Raw genomic sequence first — 17,748 nt, forward strand, 5'->3', positions numbered from 1 at the left:
AGTGCGCCGGGCCGGGTCAGGCCGGGTCAGGCCGGGCCCGCGGGGCCGGCCGGGCCAGGTGGAGCCGGGGCCGGCGGTCCGGCCGGGCCGGTCAGGCGCGTCAGGCCGGTCAGGCCGAGACGTGGAGCGTGAGGGCGCCGTTCGCGTCCGCCTCCACGCGTATCCGGGTCAGGTCCGCGACGTGGACGTCCGGATGGTGGGCCGCCGCGCGCGGGCCGACGCCCACCACGCGCATGCCCGCCGCCTTGCCGGCCGCGATGCCCGCCTCGGAGTCCTCGAAGACGATGCAGTCCGCGGGGGCGAAGCCCAGGGCCGCGGCGCCCTTGAGGAAGCCCTCCGGGTCCGGCTTGCTCGCGCCGACGGACTCCGCGGTCACGCGGACCTCCGGCATGGGCAGGCCCGCCGCGCCCATGCGGGCCTCGGCCAGGGCGCGGTCGGCGGAGGTGACCAGGGCGTGCGGGAGCGCGGCGAGGGCGGCCATGAAGGCCGGGGCGCCGGCGACCGGGACGACGCCGTCGACGTCGGCGGTCTCCGCGGCGAGCATCCGGCGGTTGTCGGCGTGGTTCTGCTCCATCGGGCGCTCCGGGAGCAGCACGGCCATCGTGGCGTAGCCCTGGCGGCCGTGGACGACCTTCATCACGGCGTCGCCGTCGAGCCCGTGCTCGGCGGCCCACTCGCGCCAGCAGCGCTCCACGACGGCGTCGGAGTTGACGATCGTCCCGTCCATGTCCAGGAGCAGGGCGCGGGCGGTCAGCGTGGTCGTGGTGGGGGCGAAGGCCTGCATCGACGGCTCCAGGGCGCGGGAGTAAGGCAAGGCGGTCCCGCCCGCCGGTCAGGGAATACGGGCGGGACCACTTTGTTTCCTAACGATACAAAAAGTCCCGCCCGGAAAGCCAATGGCCTACCCCGGCGGGCCGGACGGGGCGATCCGGACCACGATGGAGTCCCGCAGTCCCCGCAGTCCCCGCAGTCCCGTAGTTCCAGGAGACCCCAGGAGCGCCCATGGCGGACGACACCCCGGGCCCCTCCGTGGCCGCGGAGCCCGAGCCCCTGCCCGCGCCCGGCGAGGGGCAGCCCCGGCGCACCGTCCTCGTCGCGATCGGGGCCCTGCTGCTCGGCATGCTCCTGGCCGCCCTGGACCAGACGATCGTCTCCACCGCCCTGCCCACGATCGTCAGCGACCTCGGCGGCCTCGAACACCTCTCGTGGGTCGTCACCGCCTACATGCTCGCCTCCACCGCCGCGACCCCCCTGTGGGGCAAGCTCGGCGACCAGTACGGGCGCAAGAAGCTCTTCCAGACGGCCATCGTCATCTTCCTGCTCGGCTCCGTGCTGTGCGGCATCGCCCAGAACATGGGCGAGCTCATCGCCTTCCGCGCCCTGCAAGGCCTCGGCGGCGGCGGGCTGATGGTGCTGTCGATGGCGATCGTCGGCGACCTCGTGCCGCCCCGGGACCGCGGCCGCTACCAGGGCCTGTTCGGCGCGGTCTTCGGCGGTACGAGCGTGCTCGGCCCGCTCCTCGGCGGCCTGTTCGTCGACCACCTCAGCTGGCGCTGGGTCTTCTACATCAACGTCCCCATCGGCATCGTCGCCCTCTTCACCATCGCCGCCGTCCTGAACATCCCGGCCCGCCGCACCCCGCACCGCATCGACTACCTCGGCACGTTCCTCATCGCCGCCGTCGCCACCTGCCTGGTCCTGATGACCTCCCTCGGCGGCACGACGTACCCCTGGTCGTCCTGGCAGATCATCGGCCTCGGCGTGCTCGGCGTGGCGCTGCTCGTCCCCTTCGTCCTGGTGGAACGGCGCGCCGCCGAGCCCGTCCTGCCGCTGAAGCTCTTCCGGATCCGCACCTTCACCCTCTGCTCGGTGATCGGTTTCGTCGTCGGCTTCGCGATGTTCGGCTCGATGACCTACCTGCCGACGTTCCTGCAGGTCGTGCAGGGCGTCTCCCCGACCATGTCCGGGGTGCACATGCTGCCGATGGTGGCCGGGCTGCTCATCGCCTCGACCGCCTCCGGCCAGATCGTCAGCCGCACCGGCCACTACAAGGTCTTCCCGATCGCCGGCACGGCCGTGATGACCGTCGGCCTGCTCCTGCTGCACCAGCTCGACCCCGGCAGCGGCACCGGCGAGATGAGCGCGTACTTCTTCGTCTTCGGCTTCGGGCTCGGCCTCGTCATGCAGGTCCTCGTCCTGGTCGTGCAGAACGCCGTCGCCTACCGCGACCTCGGCGTCGCCACCTCCGGCGCCACCTTCTTCCGCTCCATCGGAGCGTCCTTCGGCGTCTCCATCTTCGGCACGATCTTCGCCAACAAGCTCGGGCCGCGGATCGCCGACGCCCTCTCCGGCGCGAGCCTCCCCGCCGGCATCAGCCCCGACAAGCTCCAGGCCGACCCGCGCGCGGTCTCCGCCCTCCCGCCGGGAGAGCGGGCCGGCGTCCTCGCCGCCTACTCCCAGTCCATCACCGACGTCTTCCTCTACGCGGTGCCCGCCGGGCTCGTCGCCTTCGCCCTCGCCTGGCTGCTGAGGGAGGAACCGCTGCGGGGCAGCGTCACCGCGCCCGACAACAGCGAGGTCATCTCCAGCAACCCCGTCGAACGCTCCTCGCGCGACGAGGTCGCCCGCGCCCTGTCCCTGCTCGGCAGCCGCGAGGGCCGCAAGAAGGTCTACGAGGCGATCACCGAACGGGCCGGGCTCGACCTGCGCCCCGCCGCGAGCTGGATGCTCCTGCGCATGAACCGCTACGGCTCCGTGGAACCCTCCCTGCTCGCCGAGCGCGTCGACGTCCCCCTGCGCGCCGTCACCGAGGCCGCCATCCAGCTGGAGGTCCGCGGCCTCGCCCGCCGCGAAGGCCTGCCCCTCGTCATGACGGACGAGGGCCGGCGCGTCGCCGGCCTCCTCTTCCGGGCCCGCGAGGAATCCCTCGCCGACCTCCTCGGCAACTGGTGGACCGCGGACCGCCCCACCGACCTCGACGCCCTCGTCCGGGAACTCACCACCGAACTGTGCGGCTCGGACGCGGAACAGCCCCACGACGGGGACGCGGGGCCGCGGCGGGATCATGATGCGCGGAGGGACCCGGGCAGGCGGCAACCGTGAAAGGGTGACCCGCGGCTTCACCCGCGCACAGCCGTCGCACCAGGAGGGGGCGCCCCATGAGCGCAGCCGAGCAGAGAGCTGCCCTGCTCAGGCCGGAGCGCACTCCGGATGCCCTGCGCCTGGCGCTCACCCGGCTCGCTCCCCACCGGCTGGCCGAGATGGAGCGGCAGAAGAACGAGGCGTTCCAGCTTGCGGTCCGGAACGACAGCCTCGGCCCGATCCGCGGCTGGGTGACCATCTGGGCGGCCGAGGTCGAAGTCGAACGCCGCCCCGACCTCTTGGCCCGTCGCCGCGCCGCCGAGCACGCCGTCCAGACCCTTGACCGCGAGGACCCGGCGTGGCGCGCCGCCATGAACGAACTCCAGGCCGTGCTCACCGAGGCCCGTGAGGCGTCTGCCTGCTAGCCGCCCCACCGGGCGCGCATCACTGCCCAGCGGGCCTGGGTCCTCCAGTAGTCGTACCTCGCCGAGCGGCAGCTCCAGGTCGGGCACCTGGCGGCGGCCTGCAACGCTTCCCGGTGGCTTTCCCGTTCTGGAAAGCCCATCCCCTTGACCTTGATCCGGCACGGTCGGGAGCATCGGCAAGACGTCACCGAGACCGAGGGGAAGCCGTGGGCGCACCGTTGCGGAAGCTGTCCGGAGACCCTGACTGTAAGAACGGAACGTGCCCGACCTTGTGGGGCACGGAGACCGAAGAGAGCTACGTCGTCCAGGGGTACATCGAGACCGACCCGGAGCGACTGGCGCAGCTCGACCTGCCCGAGGGGGAAATGGCCGTCATCGTCCCTGCTGCTGTGCTTGAGGAGTACTTTCGTGCTAGCCGGTGAGGAGTTCGGCCGTCTCTTCGAGAGCTTCGAGCGGACGGCGTTCCGGCTGGAGACGCTGGACGAGTACGACATCGAGGAGGAGCGCGAGGAGTTCGCGCGGTTCCTCGCGGGCGGGGACATGGGACCGGAGTGGGCGGACAACCCCTGGGTGCGGTCGATGACCGGCAAGGGCAAGCGTGTGTCCCGCGTTCACGTGCTCCGGTCACCGCTGACCGACTATCTGCGTTACGAGCTGTCCGCGTACCCGGGCAACATCAAGGCCGGAGAAGAGATCGGCATCATCGATCTGTCGGAGCAGACCGTCACCGGCCTCCCGGATCACGACTTCTGGCTCTTCGACGACCGGGACGTGTACCGGATGCACTACACCGACGCCGGTGCGTTCCTCGGCGCCGAGCTGCTGCCGACAGACAGGCTCCCGGAGTACAGGGCCTACCGGGACAGGGCCGTAGCCGTCGCTGTGCCGTTTGCTTCCTACTGGGAACGGCACCACTGACCACTGACTCCCTTGGGACAGCCCTGCGGGCGCTGCGCGACGCCTCCGGACAGACGGGTGACGCGGTGGCCCGTAGGGCTTCCATGTCCGCGGGCAAGCTCTCGAAGATCGAGAACGGGAAGGTCCGGCCGACCGTCCAGGACGTCGACCTGATCCTGACCGCCCTTGGTGTCGCCGGGGAAGCCAAGGAACAGTTCCTTTCCGCTGCTCGGGCAGCGGCCACAGAAGAGACCGCATGGCGCTTCCTGCGGCGCCTGGGCCCGTGGAAGCACCAGCGGACCATCCAGGCCGTCGAAGCCGGAACGCGAACGCTCAAGCTGTTTCAAGGGCAGCTCATTCCCGGGCTGCTTCAGACACCGGAGTACGCATCGGCGGTGCTCAGCCTGCCTCCAGAACTCCCCGCGGAGTCCCGGGCCAGGACCGTAGCCGCCCGGATTGAACGTCAGGCGACCCTGTACGACCGTGACCGGTCCTTTCACTTCCTGGTCTGCGAGCACGTGCTCCGGTGGCTGATCAGTGAACCCGTGATCATGGCGCTACAGCTCGACCGCCTGGTGTCCGTGTCCCGACTGCCCAATGTTTCCCTGGGAATCGTCCCGGCTGGCCCTCGGATGCCGGACTTCCCCATGACGTGCTTCAGCCTCCACGATGACCGGCTGGTGATCGTGGAGACGTTCCACTCCGAGGTCACCACACGGGACCCGAGGGACGTTCAGCTCTACGCCGACACCTTCGAACGGTTCTCCGCTGTCGCCCTGTACGGCGACGGCATGAGAGCCCTCACGGAGAGCATCCGGAACGAGTTCTTGCCTCAACAGGAAACACACTAGGACCACCCTCACCGCAAGGCCACGATGTGCCCATGACCACGGACATCGACGCAGCCGCCGGCCATGGCCGCGACGGCCGGCTCGGTGTTCGTACCCCACCTCGATCAGGAAGGCACATCATGACCGACCTGTACCGCCTCGCCCTCGACGGCGCCCAGTTCTACCGGGCATGCGGGGGAAACACGCACCCCGACGGCGAAGCGTGCGTGACGCTCGCCCGCATCGGTGACGAGGCCTGGGCCATGGGTGACAGCAAGCGGCCCGGTGCGGAGCCGCTGAGGTTCACCACGGCGGAGCTGGACGCGGCGGGCATCGACCCGGCCCGCTTCAACCTCACGGCCTGACCCAGGCCTTCACGGCCGCTCGTTGACCGGTCGGCCTCCGCTCCCCGGAGAGGACGGAGGCCGCCTTTCCTTTGCTCCGGAACGGGAAAGACCAGTTGCACGTTCACGGATACCTCTGGACCGGCGAGAAGACGACATTCGACAAGGAGAGCGTTCGCCGTCCGACGCCCTCGTCGGCACCGACGGCCACCAGCCCCGACGAAGTACAGCAGCGGTACCGGGAAGCAGTGGCGGAGTGGAGGACGGCAGGTGTTCCGCCGATCGAAACAGCGTACTGGCTGCTGAAGCCGGCCCGGCTGATCCGGGGCACGTGGGAGGAGCCCGAGGACGCCGCGGACTGGTTGGGGCGGCAGTTCGCCGAGCACGCGCCCCGGTTCGTGTCGGAGCACGACCGGGACACCACCAGGCCGGTTGCCCTCGTTGGCTCCGCCGCCGAGCGTCTGGCCCGGGGTGGGGACGTCTCGCTCGGGTTCTACCTGCGAGGGGCGTTGTTCCTGTCGGTGGCGCTTGTGGGGTGTTCCCCGAACCGGACCGAGCCGGAGCTGTCCTGCCCTCTGGCCCGATCGGAACCGCCGGCCCTCCCCTGACCGGTTCCCGCCGATGCGGCGCTCCGGACGGCCGCTGTACGTTCGCCAGCGTCCTGTCGGGGCTTCCGTTCGTGGGGCCGGGCTCAATGAGGAGCGAGGTCATGGCTGCTGTCGTCACGGCGCAGGAACTGCACGCGCGCTACCAGGGCACGTTCGGGCGGGTGGGCGGCTATCTGCCGCGCAATCCCCTCGCGATCGACGAGTTCCAGCGGGGGCTCGCGCAGCGGGCGGCGGATCTCAAGGACGACCTCGACCCGGCCGTGCGGGAGTTCGCGGAGATGGTGCACTCCGACGGCGTCGTGCGGATGTACGTGTCGCAGATGCTCCAGGAGGTTCCGGAGGAGCACCGGCACGTGCGGAGCGTGGACGAGCTGATCCAGCACCTCAACGTCGTCGTCGGCTGGGCGCCGTCGTACAACCGGGATCCGCTGAAGCAGATCTTCCTGCCGATGTCCGCGCTGTTCGGCTACATGCGGCTGACGCCGTCGGGTGCGGTGGTGTTCCGCAACCAGGCGTTCGGGGAGCGGATCGACGCGATCCTCGGGAAGTGGTGTACGTATCTGAACAGTGCGGAGAGCGCGCACGTGCTCAACACGCGGGACTGGTTCTCCCAGCCGGCTGTCGAGCTCAACCGGCTCTACGAGTACGAGTGCTGGGACCACCGCGGCCAGGAGCACTGGGGCTTCCCGTCCTTCAACGCCTTCTTCCACCGGGCCGTCAAGAAGGACTTCAGGCCGGTCGCCGGCAAGGACGACCCGTCGGTGATCGTCGCCTCGAACGACGGCACGGTCTACAACGTCCAGCGCGACGTGCCCCGGAGCGCCGACTTCTGGCTCAAGGGCCAGCCGTACTCGCTCGAGAACATGCTCTACGGGCCGGAGTGCCGGTCCGAGTACGTCAGTGCGTTCGTCGGCGGCGACGTGTACCAGGCGTTCCTTTCCGTCAACAGCTACCACCGGTGGCACGTCCCGGTGGACGGGACGATCGAGCACCTGGAGATCGTGAAGGGCTACCCGTTCAGCCACGTCGAGTCCGCGAGCCCGGACCCGACCACCTTCAGCCACTCCCAGGGCTACCAGGCGAACATCAGCACCCGCGGCCTGGCGTTCATCAGGACCGGATCCGAGCTGGGTCACCGCATGGTGTGCGCCGTGGTGATCGGCATGGAGGAGGTCTCCTCGATCAGCTGGGCGCCGGGAGTCGAGGTGGGCGCGACCGTCACCCGGGGCCAGGAGCTCGGCTGGTTCAGCTACGGCGGCTCCAGCATGGCCCTGGTCTTCCAGCAGGGCGTCGTCGACGAGTTCACCGTGCCGGTCACCAATCCCGGCCTGCACCCGGACGACGGCCCCACCGTCTTCGTCAACTCGCAGATCGCGCGCGCCCGCTAGCGCGCACGGGGGCCGTCATCCCAGCACGAACTCCAGTTCCGGCCGCTCCCATGTGATCTTCGGGAGGGCGGCCGGCACCGTGCCCACCCGCCGTGCGCCCACGCTCCGGTAGAAGCCCTCGGACGGCGGGTGGGAGACCACGCGTACGCCGGACAGTCCCGCGGCCCGGGCCCGGTCCTTCATGTGGGACGCCAGGCGGCGGCCCACACCCAGCCCCTGGGCCGTGTCCGCGACGAACATGAGGTCCAGTTCGGCGGGCGGGCCGAGGACCAGGGCGTAGAAGCCGAGGAGGGCGCCGTCGTCCGCCTCGGCCACGAAGACCTCGTGGGCCGCTATGTAGTCCGCGGTGACCTCGTAGTCCTCGACCATCGCCGCGTAGCCGCCCCGGTACGCGCCCGAGCGCCTCACCAGGGCCGTGAGATGGGCGGCGTCCGCCGCCGTGGCGCGTCTGAGCACGTCGATTCCCCTCGAACGAATGTAAGAGATCCAATACGCCTGAGGGTATTACCAATCAGCCGCCCGCGGCATGGCGCCCGTCACAGCCGCTGGATGATCGTCCCCGTCGCCAGCGCCCCGCCCGCGCACATCGTGATCAGGGCGAACTCCTTGTCCGCCCGCTCCAGCTCGTGCAGGGCGGTCGTGATCAGCCGGGCCCCCGTCGCGCCGACCGGGTGGCCGAGGGCTATCGCGCCGCCGTTGACGTTGATCTTCTGCAGGTCCTGTTCGAAGACCTGGGCCCAGGAGAGCACGACCGAGGCGAAGGCCTCGTTGATCTCCACGAGGTCGATGTCCCGGAGCGACATGCCCGCCTTGCCGAGGACGGCGCGCGTGGCGTCGATCGTGCCGTCGAGGTGGAAGTGCGGGTCGGCCCCGACGAGCGCCTGGGCGACGATGCGGGCCCGGGGACGCAGCTTGAGCGCGCGGGCCATCCGCTTGGACGACCACATCAGCGCGCACGCGCCGTCGGATATCTGCGAGGAGTTGCCGGCGGTGTGGACGGCGGTGGGCATGACGGGCTTGAGCCCGCCGAGCGCCTCGGTGCTGGTGTCGCGCAGCCCCTCGTCGCGGTCGACGAGCCGCCACATGCCCTGCCCCGCGTACTGCTCCTCCTCCGTCGTCGGCACCTGGACGGCGAACGTCTCCCGCTTGAAGCGCTCCTCGGCCCAGGCGCGGGCGGCCCGCTGCTGGGAGAGGAGGCCGAGTCCGTCGACGTGCTCCCGGGTCAGGCCGCGCTTGCGGGCGATGCGCTCGGCGGCCTCGAACTGGTTGGGCAGGTCGACGCTCCACTCGTCGGGGAACGGCTTGCCCGGCCCGTGCTTGGAGCCGCTGCCGAGCGGGACCCGGGACATGGCCTCGACGCCGCACGCGATGCCGATGTCGACGACGCCGCCCGCGATCATGTTGGCGATCAGGTGGTTGGCCTGCTGCGAGGAGCCGCACTGGCAGTCGACGGTGGTGGCCGCGGTCTCGTAGGGCAGGCCCATGGCCAGCCAGGCGGTGCGCGCGGGGTTCATGGACTGCTCGCCGGCGTGGGTGACCGTGCCGCTGACGATCTGCTCGACGCAGTCGGGCTGGATCCCGGTGCGGGCGAGCACCTCCCGGTAGGTCTCGCCCAGCAGGTAGGCGGGGTGGAGATTGGCGAGCGTGCCTCCGCGCCGGCCGATGGGGGTGCGTACGGCTTCGACGATGACGGGTTCCGCGGCCATGGTGCGTCCTCTCGTGGCATCCGCTGGGCGTCCCGGCGCCCCCGGCAAACAAGAACACGTTCTTATTCCGCTCGTTCGCTCGCAGTCTTATGAGCGCTACCCCCGGTACGCAAGGGTCGCGCACGGGCTGCGCCCGCGACAGATGGCCTCGCGCCCTCCCTTGCCGCCCGCGGGGCCGCGTCACTACCTTCGGGGCACAGCCCAATAACTGATGGACCGTCAGAGATGGAGGGGCCGATGCCCTGTCCCGCGCTTCCCGGCGGCTTCGACTTCACCGACCCCGACGTCTACCACCACCGCGTCCCGCTCCCGGAGTTCGCCGCGCTGCGCCGCACGGCTCCGGTGTGGTGGAACGCCCAGCCCCACGGCGTCGCCGGCTTCGACGACGACGGCTACTGGGTGGTCACCCGGCACGCGGACGTGAAGGAGGTGTCCACCCGGCCGGACCTCTACTCCGCCGCCCTCAACACCTCGATCATCCGCTTCAACGAGCACATATCCCGCGACCAGATCGACGTCCAGCGGCTCATCATGCTCAACATGGACCCGCCCGAGCACACCCGCGTCCGCCAGATCGTGCAGCGCGGCTTCACGCCCCGCGCGGTCCGCTCCCTGGAGGCGGCCCTGCGCGGGCGCGCGGGCGCGATCGTGGCCGCGGCGCGGGAGCGCGGCAGCGGCGACTTCGTCACCGACGTCGCCTGCGAGCTGCCGCTGCAGGCGATCGCCGAGCTCATCGGCGTCCCGCAGGAGGACCGGTCCCGGATCTTCGACTGGTCCAACAAGATGATCGGCTACGACGACCCCGAGCTGGCGATCACCGAGGAGGTCGGCGCGAACTCCGCGATGGAGCTCATCTCGTACGCGATGAACCTGGCCGCCGCGCGCAAGGAGTGCCCGGCGAAGGACATCGTCAGCCGGCTGGTCGCCGCCGAGGACGAGGGTAACCTCACCTCCGACGAGTTCGGCTTCTTCGTGCTGCTGCTGGCCGTCGCCGGCAACGAGACCACGCGCAACGCCATCAGCCACGGCATGCACGCCTTCCTCACCCACCCCCGTCAGTGGGAGCTCTACAAGCGCGAACGCCCCGCGACCGCGGCGGAGGAGATCGTCCGCTGGGCGACGCCCGTCGTCTCCTTCCAGCGCACGGCCACCCGGGACACCGAGCTCGGCGGCGCCCGCATCCGCGCGGGTCAGCGCGTGGGCATCTTCTACGCCTCCGCCAACCACGACCCCGAGGTCTTCACGGACCCCGAGGTCTTCGACATCACCCGCGATCCCAATCCCCACCTGGGCTTCGGCGGCGGCGGGCCGCACTTCTGCCTCGGCCGGTCGCTGGCCGCGCTGGAGATCGACCTCATCTTCGACGCGGTCGCCGACACGCTCCCGGACATCCGGCTGGAGGGCGAGCCGCGGCGGCTGCGGTCGTCCTGGCTGAACGGGATCAAGGAGCTGAAGGTCCGATACCGGTGACCGGTCACCGATAACTGATGAAGCGTCAATTTCCTTTCTCCCCAGGGGAATAGTCCGTACCGGGACCTTGTACGGCGACGGCCGCGGACTTACTCTCGGGTACACCTTCCGGGCAGGCCCGTTCGTCACGCCCCACGCCCGTCACAGCACCGACCCGCGCGATACGGCGCGATACGGCGGCCACCCGTCCGGCAGCTCTCATCCGAGGCTCTCCGAGGGGACGATCAGCATGAACGACGCGCAAGGCAGACCGGTCACGGGACGGGTCAGGTGGCGCAAGTTCGCCGTCCTGGCCGTGCCGGGGTTCGCGGCCACGGCGGCGCTGGCCGTCGCGCTCGCCGAGGGGGCCCTGGCGGCCTCGTTCGCCGTGTCGGGCCAGGAGTTCAAGGTCTCGGCCGACAGCCTGGAGGGCAAGGGCTTCGCGCAGTACGGCGGCGTGGACACCAACGCCCGCGGCGACCTGCTGCCCGTGGCGGTCACCGCGATCAAGGAGGCCGAGCTGCAGAAGCTCTGCCAGTCCGTGGTCACCCACCTGCCCGTCATCGGGGACATCTCCCTCAACCTGACGGCGGGCGGGAGCGGCACCCCGGTCAAGGCCACCAACCTCTTCATCGACGCCACCCAGCTGGGCGGCGACGCCGAGTTCACGAACATCGAGATCGGCCGCGACGCCTCCACGCTCGACAAGGGCCCGGCCGACGCCCAGGGCATGCAGGACCTCTTCGCCCAGCAGGCCGACCGCGTCAGCATGAAGAAGGTCCGGCAGGTCGCCTGGGCGACCAATGCAGGAACGTTCAAGCTGGCCGGCCTGCGGATGAACGTCTTCAAGGGCAAGCAGGAGTGCTTCTGACGTGGCGGCCGGCACCGGCACCGGGACCGCCGCCGCCCGTCCCCGCCCCCGTCGGCACCCGTGGGCCGCGTGGCGCCGGTGGCGCAAGGCGCGGCCCTTCTGGGGCGGCCTCGCCACCGTGCTCGCCGGAGCGGAGATCTCCGCCATCCCGCTGGCACCGCTGAAGATCATGCTCCATCAGGGGATCGCGGGCATCCCCTCGGTCCTGATGGGCCTGGTCATGGTGCTGATGGGCCTGAGCGCGTGGTTCGCGCCGCAGTACCGGACCCTCGCCGGGGTGGTGACCGTCATGATCGCGGCCGCGGCGCTGGTGATGTCGAACCTCGGCGGGTTCCTCATCGGCACCATCCTCGGCGTCGTCGGCGGCGGCATGGTCTTCGCCTGGCAGCCGGTGACGCCGTCGCCGGCGCCGGAAGCAGGGGGCGGGCCGGGTGCGGCCGTCGGCACGCCCAGCGCCACGGGCACATCCGGCGGCGCAGACACGCCCGGCGCCGCCGACGGCCCCGGAACGGCCGGCACCTCCGGCACTGCCTGCCCGCCCGACGTGGCCGACGAGGCCCGTACCTCCGGCGAGCCCGGCGCAGCCGGACCGCACGACGGGGCGCACCCCGGACCGCACCACGATCCTCCCGCGCACCTCCCACACAAGGAGACCCGATGACCTCCGTGACCTCTCGCAGACTCCGTCCCCGTGCCCTCCTCGCCTGCGGCGCGGGGCTGGCCGCCATCGCCGCCCTCACCCTCACCGGCGCCGCGGGCGCCCAGACGGGCCCGGCGGCCGGCCCGGTCGCCGCGGAATCGACCACCGTCACCCCGGCCGGCCACTCCTTCGCGGCCACGCTCAACGGGAAGGCCACGTTCAAGGCCGGTTCGGTGACCGCCACGTGTACGGTCTCCAGCTCGCAGCCGTCGTCCGGCTCCGACAACAACCGGATACCCGACGCGCCCGGCAACCAGAACCCCTCGGGGCCGGTCTCCAGCAGCATCAACCCGCCCACGTACTCCGGCTGCACCGCCAGCATCGCCGGGGTGACCACGACCGTCACCACGTCCGGCACGTGGAGCGTGTCCATGCAGCACGGGTCGCCGATCACCGCCACCCTCGGCATCCCGGTCGGCGGCTTCGTCCTGGAGTCCAAGGGCCTGGCCAACTGCAAGATCACGGCCGCCCCGACCGCGCCCGCGGACATCCTCACGACCTTCACCAACGGCACCCCGTCCACGCTGACGGTCACCAACGCCACCGTCCCGGTCAAGGTCACGGGCGGGTTCGGGTGCCCGACCAGCGCGACGTCGTCGGTGTTCAACGCCGTCTACGACATCACGGACACCACCGACCCGGCCTCCCAGATCACCGTCAGCGGCTGAGCCGGACCCCCGCGGGCAGCGGATCGCTCTCGCTGCGCGCCGCCGGCACCTTGCCGAACGCCTGCCGCCCCGGGCCGCTGAGCGCGTACTGGAGGGCGAAACCGAACAGCACGACGAGGGCACCGCCGACCGCGTCGAGCACGTAGTGGTTGGCGGTGCCGACGATCACCGAGAGCGTGAGCAGCGGGTAGAGCATGCCGAGGCACTTCATCCACGGCTTCGGCGCGACGGCGGCGATCACGACGCCGCACCACAGCGACCAGCCGATGTGCAGCGACGGCATGGCCGCGTACTGGTTGGACAGCTCCGTCAGCGCCCCGAAGTCGGGGTGGTCGAGGTCCTGCGGGCCGTTGGCCGTGTCGACGAAGCCGAGGCCGGGCATCAGCCGCGGCGGCGCCAGCGGGTAGGCCCAGAAACCGGCCAGGGCGATCAGCGTGGCCAGGGACAGCGCGGTCCTGGCCCAGCGGTAGGTGCCGGGGCGGCGCACGTAGAGGTAGACCAGCAGGGACACCGGCACCAGGAAGTGGAAGGTGCCGTAGTAGTAGTTCATGGCGTCGGTGAGCCAGCCGACGCCCGCCACGAAGTGGTTGAAGCCGTGCTCGACGTCGATGTGCAGGAACTCCTCGATGCCGAGGATCTGCCGGCCGTGGGCCTCCGCGAGGGAGCGCTCGCCGGGGGCCTGCCCGCGGATGTACGAGTAGACCCAGTAGCCGAGCCGTAAAAGCATCAGCTCCAGCAGGACGTTCGACCGGGACAGCGGGCGCTTCCAGAAGCGGAAGAGCGGCACCCAGGCGAAGCGGCCGCGCTGCGGCTCGGACACCGGCGTCGGCAGCGGGCGCTCCCAGCCCTCCGCCGTGCGCAGGAGGAAGGGCACCGCGCAGGCCGCCAGGAGCGCGGCGAGCAGCGGGGCGTTGTTCCCCAGGGGGCGCAGGAACGGGTTGTCCGGCATCAGCGCGGCGCTCGTGAGCGTCATCACCAGGACGACGAGCACGGGCCACGCCGTCCGGTCGGCGCGGCGCTTGCCGACCCGGCCGACGACCGCGAGCAGGATCCACAACTGCTGGTGCTGCCAGGCCGTCGGCGAGACCGCGACCGCGGTGCAGCCGGCGACGGCCGTCGCCAGCAGGACCTGTCCGTCGAGGGCGTAGCGCGCGGCGCGGCGCAGGCCGAGCGCGGCGACGGCCGCGGCCAGCAGCCCGTACAGCACCGCCTCGGCCGGGCCGTGCAGGCCCAGGCGGAGCAGCAGGCCGTGCAGGGACTGGTTGGCGAGCCCGTCGGGAGCGTGGCCGAGGCCCGCGCCGGCGATGTGGTGGATCCAGTACGTCCACGAGTCGTCCGGCATGACCACCCATGTGAGTGCCGAGCAGGCCGCGAAGGTGACGCCGGCCGTGGCGGCCGCGCGGCGGCGGCCCGTCAGCCACAGCAGGGCGGCGAAGAGCAGCACGGTGGGCTGCAGCGCCGCGGCGACCCCGGTGAGCAGGCCGCTCGTACGGCCGGAGCCCTGCGCGAGGCGGGGCGAGCAGCAGCCGAGGAGCACCAGCAGGACGGGGAGGATGCTCGTCTGCCCGAGCGTGAAGGTGTTCCGCACGGGCAGCGAGGCCACGGTCAGGATCACGGCCACGGGGGCGGCCAGCAGCGCCGTGCGGCGCGGGACCGGCCCCGGCAGGGAGCGGGCGGCGACGAGCGCGAGGGCCACGACCAGCAGGAGCGTGCCGAACGTCCAGAAGATGCCGAGGCCCTCCTCGGCGGCCCTCGTCAAGGGTTTGAGGACGAGTCCCGCGAAGGGGGTACCGGTGAACCGGTCCGTGTCGTAGAGCGAGCCGCGCACATGCAGGACGCCGTTGTGGCCGATCCACCGGCCGAGGTCGGTGAAGCGCCGCTCGGGAGGCAGTCTGAGCACCGCCGCCGTCTGACGCACGGCCAGCAGCCCGGCGAGGAGCCACAGCACGCCCAGGGCGAGACCGGTCCCCGCCCCCGCTCCCGCTCCCGGCGGACCGCCCAGCCCGCCCCTCTGTGCATTCGCCACGCCCCGACGCTCCTCCAGTCGCCCAGCTCGGTCACTCTCGTAGCGCTCTTTGAGACCTTACTGAGTCCTGGAGAACAGACCAGGGCACCTCCGGGTCACCGCCCATAATTCGGGCGCGCTGCCGGAACACCCGTGCGACCATGCCCGCATGACCGGTACGGCCTCCCGCCCCGCCCCCTCGTGGAGCATCGCTCCGCAGTCCGTCGGCTCCGCCGAGGCCGTCGCCTTGCTGCGTGAGTACCTGACGGACGTCGCCGATCGCTGGTACGTCCTCAATCTCGGGCGGCGGTGCACCCCCGAGGAGATCGAGGGGCATCTCGCCGAGGATCCCAGTGACGATCTCGACCCGCCGGGCGGGCTGCTGATGGTCGCGCGGCGGGAGGGGGAGCCGGTGGGGTGTGTGGGGCTGCGGTGGTTCGACCGGGCGCGGGGGGCGGCCGAGTTGAAGCGGATGTACGTGCGGCCGGCCGCGCGTGGGCAGGGGCTGGCGCCCGCGCTGCTGGCCGAGGCCGAGGCCGTCGCCCGGGAGTGGGGCGCGCAGCGGATCCTGCTGGACACGCGGAAGGATCTGGTGGAGGCGGTGGCGCTCTACACCCGGCACGGGTTCGCCCACGTCCCGCGGTACAACACCCCCGAGGAGAACCCTTACGCCGAGGTGTGGATGGCGAAGGGGCTCCGGGCCTGACGCGAGCCCCCGCGGCGTTGCTTCGAGCCCCCGCGCGGTCGCTTCAGGTGACGTGTCGGGTGCAGTAAGTTACGACGCTGTGGAGCCTCTCGTCTCGCCCGTCCGTTCGCACAACGAGTGGGACCCGCTGGAAGAGGTCATCGTCGGGCGCCTCGACGGCTCGGCGATCCCTTCCGACCACCCCGTCGTGGCCTGCAACCTCCCGCCGTGGGCGGCGCGGTTGCAGGGGCGCGCCGCAGGCTTCAGATATCCGCGGGTGCTGGTCGAGCGGGCGCAGGAGGAGCTCGACCGCTTCATCGCGGTCCTGGAGTCCTTCGGCGTCACGGTCCGGCGCCCGGACGCGGCCGACCACAGGCGGCGCTTCGGCACCCCCGACTGGTCGTCACGCGGATTCACCAACGCCTGCCCGCGCGACAGCATGCTCGTGATCGGCGACGAGATCATCGAGACCCCGATGGCATGGCCGTGCCGCTACTTCGACACCCACCCCTACCGCACGCTCCTCAAGGACTACTTCCGGCGCGGCGCGCGCTGGACGGCGGCGCCGAAACCGCAGCTCACCGACGCGCTGTTCGAGGCGGATTTCCGGGTCCCCGCGCCGGGCGAGCCCGTGCGCCGCATCCTCACCGAGTTCGAGCCGGTGTTCGATGCCGCGGATTTCGTACGCGCCGGACGCGACCTGTTCGTGACGCCGAGCAACGTCACCAACCGCATGGGCATCGACTGGCTGCGCCGCCACCTCGGGTCCGGCTACCGCATCCACGAGATCGAGAGCCGCTCCCGCACGCCCATGCACATCGACACGACGTTCCTGCCGCTCGCGCCCGGCAAGGTGCTGGTGAACCCCGAGTACATCGACGTCGACCGGCTGCCCGACGTCCTGCGTTCCTGGGACGTCCTGGTCGCCCCCGAACCCGACCCGATCGAGGACCGGCTGCTCCGCCTCACCTCGATGTGCGGCAAGTGGCTCAGCCTGAACGTCCTGGTGATCGACGGCACCAGGGTGGTCGCGGAGCGGCACCACACCCGCATGCTGCGCGCGCTGGAGCGGTGGGGGTTCGAGCCGGTCCCGTGCGACCTGCTGCACTACGCGCCGTTCGGCGGCTCGTTCCACTGCGCGACGCTGGACGTCCGGCGCCGCGGCACGCTGGAGTCCTACTTCCCGTGACCGTGACCGTGACCGGCGGGGTCCTCCGCGGCCGCGGTCCGCCCCGGCGGCTCCCCGAACGTCACCGGTGCGTCGAACGCCGCCCTCCGCGTCGCCCGCCGCAGCGCCTTCAGGACCGTCGGGCCGAGCGTGAGCGTCGCCGTGACCGTCACGACCGCGCGCGGCACGTCCCAGCCCAGGGACGTCGCCAGGCAGTACGCGACGAAGCGGGCGAGGTTCTCCTCGACCGGGTCGCCCGGGACGAAGGACACGCCCGTGGCGAGCGAGCCGATGTACGGCCAGCCCTGGAGGTTCATCACCGTGCCGTAGAGGAGGGAGGCCACCGCGCCGTAGCCCGCGAGCATCAGCACCTCGCGGGGGCCGCGCAGGCGGTCGGGGCCGGGCAGCAGGCCCGCGCCCATGGCCACCCAGCCCATCGACAGCATCTGGAACGGCATCCAGGGCCCGACGCCGCCCGTCAGCAGCGCCGACGCGAACATCGACACCGCACCGAGCACGAAGCCGAAGCCGGGGCCGAGGACCCGGCCCGAGAGCACCATCAGGAAGAACATCGGCTCGATGCCCGCCGTGCCCGCGCCCAGCGGCCGCAGGGCCGCGCCCGCCGCCGCCAGGACGCCGAGCATCGCGATCGCCTTCGCGTCCAGGCCCGAGTCGGCGATGGCCGCCACCACGACGGCCAGCAGCAGCGGCAGCAGCGCCGCGAACAGCCAGGGCGCGTCCTGGGAGTGCGCGAGGCCCGACGCGGAGCCGGCGAGCAGGGGCCAGCCGAAGGCCGCCACCCCGGTCGCGGAGACCAGGAGCAGGGCCGCGATCGAGCGCCTGCCGAGGCGGATCGCCCGCGCTTGGCGGTCGGGGGCGGGGCCCTTGCGGCCGGGTGCGGGGTTCTCGTGGGCCGGTGCGGG

At 71.5% G+C, this 17,748-nt stretch carries 18 protein-coding genes; 13 read left to right on the forward strand and 5 right to left on the reverse strand.

What is annotated here, in order from left to right:
• Positions 1-109: 109 nt before the first annotated feature.
• On the reverse strand, positions 110-784 hold the full coding sequence (locus NQU55_RS09805) for an HAD-IA family hydrolase (protein WP_168091380.1): 675 nt from the start codon (positions 782-784) through the stop codon (positions 110-112).
• Positions 785-1,002: 218 nt separating this feature from the next.
• Here NQU55_RS09805 and NQU55_RS09810 point away from each other — a divergent pair, with 218 nt between their 5' ends.
• The 7 genes from NQU55_RS09810 (at position 1,003) to NQU55_RS09840 (ending at position 7,573) form a co-directional block, all read left to right on the forward strand.
• Positions 1,003-3,102, forward strand: coding sequence for an MDR family MFS transporter (locus tag NQU55_RS09810; RefSeq protein ID WP_168091370.1), 2,100 nt, complete (start codon positions 1,003-1,005; stop codon positions 3,100-3,102).
• Between the two features lie 56 nt (positions 3,103-3,158).
• On the forward strand, positions 3,159-3,506 hold the full coding sequence (locus NQU55_RS09815) for a hypothetical protein (RefSeq protein WP_168091371.1): 348 nt from the start codon (positions 3,159-3,161) through the stop codon (positions 3,504-3,506).
• A 408-nt stretch (positions 3,507-3,914) separates the two neighbouring features.
• Positions 3,915-4,424 (forward strand): DUF6879 family protein, encoded by a 510-nt coding sequence (locus tag NQU55_RS09820; RefSeq protein WP_168091372.1) that lies wholly within the window; start codon positions 3,915-3,917, stop codon positions 4,422-4,424.
• Between the two features lie 23 nt (positions 4,425-4,447).
• The gene (locus NQU55_RS09825; protein ID WP_256790293.1) at positions 4,448-5,254 is read left to right on the forward strand and encodes a helix-turn-helix domain-containing protein; all 807 of its coding nucleotides are present in this window, start codon (positions 4,448-4,450) and stop codon (positions 5,252-5,254) included.
• A 119-nt stretch (positions 5,255-5,373) separates the two neighbouring features.
• Entirely contained in the window at positions 5,374-5,598 is a 225-nt protein-coding gene (locus NQU55_RS09830) for a DUF397 domain-containing protein (protein WP_168091373.1), read from the forward strand.
• Positions 5,599-5,693: 95 nt separating this feature from the next.
• Positions 5,694-6,185 carry a hypothetical protein gene (locus NQU55_RS09835; RefSeq protein ID WP_168091382.1) on the forward strand — a complete coding sequence of 164 codons (492 nt, stop codon included), beginning with the start codon at positions 5,694-5,696 and terminating at the stop codon, positions 6,183-6,185.
• A 101-nt stretch (positions 6,186-6,286) separates the two neighbouring features.
• Positions 6,287-7,573 carry a phosphatidylserine decarboxylase family protein gene (locus NQU55_RS09840; protein WP_168091374.1) on the forward strand — a complete coding sequence of 429 codons (1,287 nt, stop codon included), beginning with the start codon at positions 6,287-6,289 and terminating at the stop codon, positions 7,571-7,573.
• A gap of 15 nt (positions 7,574-7,588) precedes the next feature.
• Here the strand turns inward: NQU55_RS09840 and NQU55_RS09845 are convergent, their stop codons facing one another.
• Together NQU55_RS09845 and NQU55_RS09850 are read right to left on the reverse strand one after the other, a co-directional pair.
• On the reverse strand, positions 7,589-8,035 hold the full coding sequence (locus tag NQU55_RS09845) for a GNAT family N-acetyltransferase (RefSeq protein ID WP_168091383.1): 447 nt from the start codon (positions 8,033-8,035) through the stop codon (positions 7,589-7,591).
• Between the two features lie 74 nt (positions 8,036-8,109).
• The gene (locus NQU55_RS09850) at positions 8,110-9,279 is read right to left on the reverse strand and encodes a steroid 3-ketoacyl-CoA thiolase (protein WP_168091375.1); all 1,170 of its coding nucleotides are present in this window, start codon (positions 9,277-9,279) and stop codon (positions 8,110-8,112) included.
• Positions 9,280-9,516: 237 nt separating this feature from the next.
• Here NQU55_RS09850 and NQU55_RS09855 point away from each other — a divergent pair, with 237 nt between their 5' ends.
• From NQU55_RS09855 to NQU55_RS09870, 4 genes are all read left to right on the forward strand, one after another.
• Positions 9,517-10,749 (forward strand): cytochrome P450, encoded by a 1,233-nt coding sequence (locus NQU55_RS09855; protein ID WP_168091376.1) that lies wholly within the window; start codon positions 9,517-9,519, stop codon positions 10,747-10,749.
• A gap of 229 nt (positions 10,750-10,978) precedes the next feature.
• Complete coding sequence (locus NQU55_RS09860; RefSeq protein WP_256790261.1) at positions 10,979-11,599, forward strand: DUF6230 family protein; 621 nt, start codon at positions 10,979-10,981, stop codon at positions 11,597-11,599.
• A gap of 1 nt (position 11,600) precedes the next feature.
• Positions 11,601-12,260, forward strand: coding sequence for a DUF6114 domain-containing protein (locus tag NQU55_RS09865; protein ID WP_256790263.1), 660 nt, complete (start codon positions 11,601-11,603; stop codon positions 12,258-12,260).
• Complete coding sequence (locus NQU55_RS09870) at positions 12,257-12,967, forward strand: hypothetical protein (protein WP_256790265.1); 711 nt, start codon at positions 12,257-12,259, stop codon at positions 12,965-12,967. The genes NQU55_RS09865 and NQU55_RS09870 overlap by 4 nt, the downstream gene beginning before the upstream one ends.
• On the opposite strand, the gene NQU55_RS09875 is transcribed toward NQU55_RS09870, so the two are convergent.
• Positions 12,957-14,993, reverse strand: a complete 2,037-nt coding sequence (locus tag NQU55_RS09875) for a bifunctional glycosyltransferase 87/phosphatase PAP2 family protein (RefSeq protein ID WP_372504667.1) — start codon at positions 14,991-14,993, stop codon at positions 12,957-12,959. The two genes, NQU55_RS09870 and NQU55_RS09875, sit on opposite strands and share 11 nt — an antisense overlap.
• Before the next feature lie 148 nt (positions 14,994-15,141).
• On the opposite strand from NQU55_RS09875, the gene NQU55_RS09880 reads away from it, so the two are divergent.
• Complete coding sequence (locus tag NQU55_RS09880) at positions 15,142-15,678, forward strand: GNAT family N-acetyltransferase (protein ID WP_256790266.1); 537 nt, start codon at positions 15,142-15,144, stop codon at positions 15,676-15,678.
• Between the two features lie 79 nt (positions 15,679-15,757).
• Complete coding sequence (locus tag NQU55_RS09885; RefSeq protein WP_256790268.1) at positions 15,758-16,846, forward strand: amidinotransferase; 1,089 nt, start codon at positions 15,758-15,760, stop codon at positions 16,844-16,846.
• Here NQU55_RS09885 and NQU55_RS09890 read toward each other — a convergent pair.
• Positions 16,834-17,679 carry an ECF transporter S component gene (locus NQU55_RS09890; protein WP_256790297.1) on the reverse strand — a complete coding sequence of 282 codons (846 nt, stop codon included), beginning with the start codon at positions 17,677-17,679 and terminating at the stop codon, positions 16,834-16,836. The genes NQU55_RS09885 and NQU55_RS09890 overlap by 13 nt on opposite strands.
• Between the last annotated feature and the right edge of the window lie 69 nt (positions 17,680-17,748).

The organism is Streptomyces telluris (genome assembly GCF_024519335.1).
Lineage (GTDB): Bacteria > Actinomycetota > Actinomycetes > Streptomycetales > Streptomycetaceae > Streptomyces > Streptomyces telluris.